Source organism: Pseudarcicella hirudinis (assembly GCF_900115665.1).
GTDB classification, from domain to species: domain Bacteria; phylum Bacteroidota; class Bacteroidia; order Cytophagales; family Spirosomataceae; genus Pseudarcicella; species Pseudarcicella hirudinis.
Genome location: NZ_FOXH01000026.1, coordinates 1 through 5,132, shown reverse-complemented (window position 1 = coordinate 5,132; position 5,132 = coordinate 1). Strand labels below are relative to the sequence as shown.

The 5,132-nt window shown below is 43.8% G+C and carries 1 protein-coding gene; it reads left to right on the top strand.

The window, feature by feature from the left end; translation table 11 throughout:
* A partial coding sequence (locus tag BM179_RS24905; protein ID WP_143095322.1) for a choice-of-anchor A family protein occupies positions 1-5,132 on the top strand: 5,132 nt, incomplete at both ends.

Sequence of the window (5,132 nt, the reverse complement as noted above, 5' to 3'; positions counted from 1 at the left end):
AAGACAATTTGCTCAGGTGAGTCAGCTACTCTAACAGCGAGTGGTTGTACGGGAACTTATACCTGGTCAAATGGCGGCACAACAAGTTCGATTACCGTTAGTCCGACCGTAACAACAGATTATACAGTAACTTGTACAGTAAGTGGTTGTACGAGTGCAAGTTCAGCGAAAGCGACTGTAACAGTAAACCCAATACCACCAGTACCAACAGTGACAGGAGGAACAGCGATTTGTTCAGGCGGTTCAGCAACTTTAACAGCAAGTGGTTGCACCGGAGGAACTTATGCCTGGTCGAATGGCGGTACAACGAGTTCGATTACCGTTAGTCCGACCGTAACGACAGATTATACAGTGACCTGTACAGTAAGTGGTTGTACGAGTGCGAGTTCGACAAAAGCGACAGTGACAGTGAATTCAATACCACCGACACCAACAGTAACAGGTGGCAAGACGATTTGTTCAGGTGAATCAGCTACTTTAACAGCAAGTGGTTGCACGGGAACTTATACCTGGTCAAATGGTGGAACTACAAGTTCGATTACAGTAAGTCCGACGACAACAACGACTTATACAGTAACCTGTAAGATCAGTGGTTGTACGAGTGCAAGCTCAGGAAGCGGAACAATTACAGTGAATCCAATACCACCGGTACCAACAGTAACAGGAGGTAAGACAATTTGTTCAGGTGAGTCAGCTACTTTAACAGCGAGTGGTTGTACGGGAACTTATACCTGGTCAAATGGCGGAACTACAAGTTCGATTACCGTTAGTCCGACCGTAACGACAGATTATACAGTGACTTGTACAGTAAGTGGTTGTACCAGTGCGAGTTCGACTAAAGCGACTGTGACCGTAAAAGATATTCCTTCAGCTCCAGGTAGTGGTAATGTTCAGGGAGGATCTATTTGTGGAACAGGTGGATCAAGTTGTGTAACAGGTAGCCCAACCAGCCCGGTATTGAATTTTAATGTATTTGTTGAAGGAAATACTACGGTGAAATCCGGCGACTCTCATGGTCCGATATTAACTGGTGGGGATTTTACAATCAACGGTAGCTATGATGTATCTAATAATTATCAGGGAACATTTACAGCTCCTGGAGATAGTCGTCCGACACATTTGTTAATTGGAGGAAGGGTATTCTATACCAGTGGTGGAATTAATGTAAATCAGTCCGGATTTGTAAAAGTAGGAGATCAGACGGGATCAGCTGTTTCAAATAGTCAGGGGAATACCAGAGTATTTGATGTAACTAAGAATGTATCAACCTATCCTTTAATTAATTTGCAAACACCACAGCCTGTAAATACAGTATTCCAATCAGGCCTTGTTGATGTAGCCGGGGCGTTTACAACGATGCGTGCCAGCGCAGTAACAATGAGCGGAGCTACAAATAATGTTACATTGAATTTTAGTAATGGTTCTGATAAACCTAAAATTACAATTGCATCAGGTCAAACTAATGTATTAAATGTAACAGGAGCCCAGCTAAAAAGTTATACTGAATTGAATTTCCAGAATGCCCCGACAGCTAGCTCACCATTGATTATTAATGTGGATATAAGCGGAGGAGCTTTCGATTGGAATACAACATTTAATCAGATCGGATCATTACAGAATACAGACGGTCGTTATATTTTATACAACTTCTATAATGCAACAAGTGTAAATATTAATACAGGAACGCTGATTGGGACAATATTTGCGCCAAATGCTTCGGTGACCAAAACGAGTTCAAGTAATATCGAAGGACAGGTTGTAGCTAAAACCTACGAGCATGTAGCAGGAGAGGAACATTATCAGGTGTTTAGTGGAAATGTAAATATTTGTACTCAGGGAACACCAAATAATTCAGGTTCATTGACGTTAACTGCTACCTGCCCATCAGGTCAGACTCCTCAATGGTATGCCAGTCAGGCCAGTACGACATTATTATATAGTGGTAATAGTTATCAGGTAACAATATCTCAAACAACAACTTATTATGTTGGTTGTAAAGATAATACAGTAGGTTGTGAGACAAAACCTGGTGATAGAACCCCAGTTACAGCAATATTCAATACGAAACCGGAACCGGTTGCAACGGCAAATAGCCCACTATGTGCAGGAGCGAAATTAGTATTACAAGCATCTGGCGGAACAAATTATAGCTGGGTAGGACCTGCAGGCTCGAATTTTACTTCAACATTGCAAAATCCAGAAATATTAAATGTTACTGAGGCGAATGAGGGTGTGTATACTGTAACGGTTTCAGGTTCAGGTGGTTGTAACGGAACAGCGACTGTGGCTGTGGTGATAAATCCAATACCACCAGTACCGACTGTAACAGGAGGTAAGGCGATTTGTTTAGGTAGTTCAGCTACCTTAACAGCGAGTGGTTGTACAGGAACTTATACTTGGTCAAATGGCGGAACTACAAGTTCGATTACCGTTAGTCCGACCGTAACGACAGATTATACAGTAACTTGTACAGTAAGTGGTTGTACCAGTGCAAGTTCGGCGAAAGCGACCGTAACAGTGAATTCAATACCACCAGTACCAACGGTAACAGGTGGAACAGCGATTTGTTCAGGCGGTTCAGCTACCTTGACAGCGAGTGGTTGTACAGGAACTTATACCTGGTCAAATGGCGGCACAACAAGTTCGATTACCGTAAGTCCGACCGTAACGACAGATTATACAGTGACTTGTACAGTAAGTGGTTGTACGAGTGCAAGTTCAGCAAAAGCGACAGTAACAGTAAATCCAATACCACCAGTACCGACAGTAACAGGAGGTAAGACAATTTGTTCAGGGGAATCAGCTACTTTAACAGCGAGTGGTTGTACAGGAACTTATACCTGGTCAAATGGCGGAACTACAAGTTCAATTACCGTAAGTCCAACGACTACAACGACATATACAGTAACCTGTAAGATCAGTGGTTGTACGAGTGCAAGCTCAGGAAGTGGAACAATTACAGTGAATCCAATACCACCGGTACCAACAGTAACAGGAGGTAAGACGATTTGCTCAGGTGAGTCAGCAACTTTAACAGCGAGTGGTTGCACCGGAACTTATGCGTGGTCAAATGGCGGCACAACAAGTTCGATTACCGTTAGTCCGACCGTAACAACAGATTATACAGTGACTTGTACAGTAAGTGGTTGTACCAGTGCAAGTTCGACCAAAGCGACTGTAACAGTAAATCCAATACCACCAGTACCAACGGTAACAGGTGGAACAGCGATTTGTGCAGGCGGTTCAGCTACTTTAACAGCGAGTGGTTGTACAGGAACCTATACTTGGTCGAATGGCGGCACAACAAGTTCAATTACGGTTAGTCCTACAGTAACAACAGATTATACAGTGACCTGTACAGTAAGTGGTTGTACCAGTGCGAGTTCAACAAAAGCTACTGTAACAGTGAATTCAATACCACCAGTACCAACGGTAACAGGTGGAACAGCGATTTGTTCAGGCGGTTCAGCTACTTTAACAGCAAGTGGTTGCACCGGAACTTATGCCTGGTCAAATGGCGGTACAACGAGTTCGATTACAGTTAGTCCGACAGTAACAACAGATTATACAGTAACTTGTACAGTAAGTGGTTGTACGAGTGCAAGTTCAGTGAAAGCGACAGTTACAGTAAATTCAATACCACCGACACCAACGGTAACAGGAGGTAAGACAATTTGCTCAGGTGAGTCAGCTACTTTAACAGCGAGTGGTTGCGCCGGAACTTATGCCTGGTCAAATGGAGGTACAACGAGTTCAATTACAGTAAGTCCAACAACTACAACGACATATACAGTAACCTGTAAGATTAGTGGTTGTACAAGTGCAAGTTCAGGAAGCGGAACAATTACAGTAAACCCAATACCACCGGTACCAACAGTAACAGGAGGTAAGACAATTTGCTCAGGAGAGTCAGCTACCTTGACAGCGAGTGGTTGCACGGGAACTTATGCCTGGTCGAATGGAGGTACAACAAGTTCAATTACAGTAAGTCCGACTGTAACGACAGATTATACAGTGACTTGTACAGTGAGCGGTTGTACGAGTGCAAGTTCAACGAAAGCTACTGTAACAGTAAATTCAATACCACCGACACCAACGGTAACAGGAGGCAAGACGATTTGTTCAGGCGAATCAGCTACTTTAACAGCGAGTGGTTGTACAGGAACTTATACCTGGTCAAATGGCGGCACAACAAGTTCAATTACAGTAAGTCCGACAGTAACGACAGATTATACAGTGACTTGTACAGTAAGTGGTTGTATAAGTGAATCCTCAGCCAAAGCGACAGTGACAGTAAATTCAATACCACCGACACCAACAGTAACAGGTGGCAAGACGATATGTTCAGGTGAATCAGCTACCTTAACAGCGAGTGGTTGTACGGGAACTTATGCCTGGTCGAATGGTGGAACTACAAGCTCAATTACAGTAAGTCCAACGACTACAACGACATATACAGTAACCTGTAAGATCAGCGGTTGTACGAGTGCAAGCTCAGGAAGTGGAACGATTACAGTGAATCCAATACCACCGGTACCAACAGTAACAGGAGGTAAGACAATTTGCTCAGGAGAGTCAGCTACCTTGACAGCGAGTGGTTGTACCGGAACTTATGCCTGGTCAAATGGCGGCACAACGAGTTCAATTACCGTAAGTCCGACTGTAACGACAGATTATACAGTGACTTGTACAGTAAGCGGTTGTACCAGTGCGAGTTCAACGAAAGCGACAGTGACAGTAAATTCAATACCACCAGTACCGACTGTAACAGGAGGCAAGACGATATGTTCAGGTGAATCAGCTACTTTAACAGCGAGTGGTTGCACCGGAACTTATACCTGGTCAAATGGAGGAACTACGAGTTCAATTACCGTAAGTCCGACTGTAACGACAGATTATACAGTGACTTGTACAGTAAGCGGTTGTACCAGTGCAAGTTCAGCGAAAGCGACAGTGACAGTAAACCCAATACCACCAGTACCAACGGTAACAGGAGGAACAGCGATTTGTTCAGGCGGTTCAGCTACCTTGACAGCAAGTGGTTGTACAGGAACTTATGCCTGGTCAAATGGCGGCACAACGAGTTCGATTACCGTTAGTCCGACCGTAACAACAGATTATACAGTGACTTG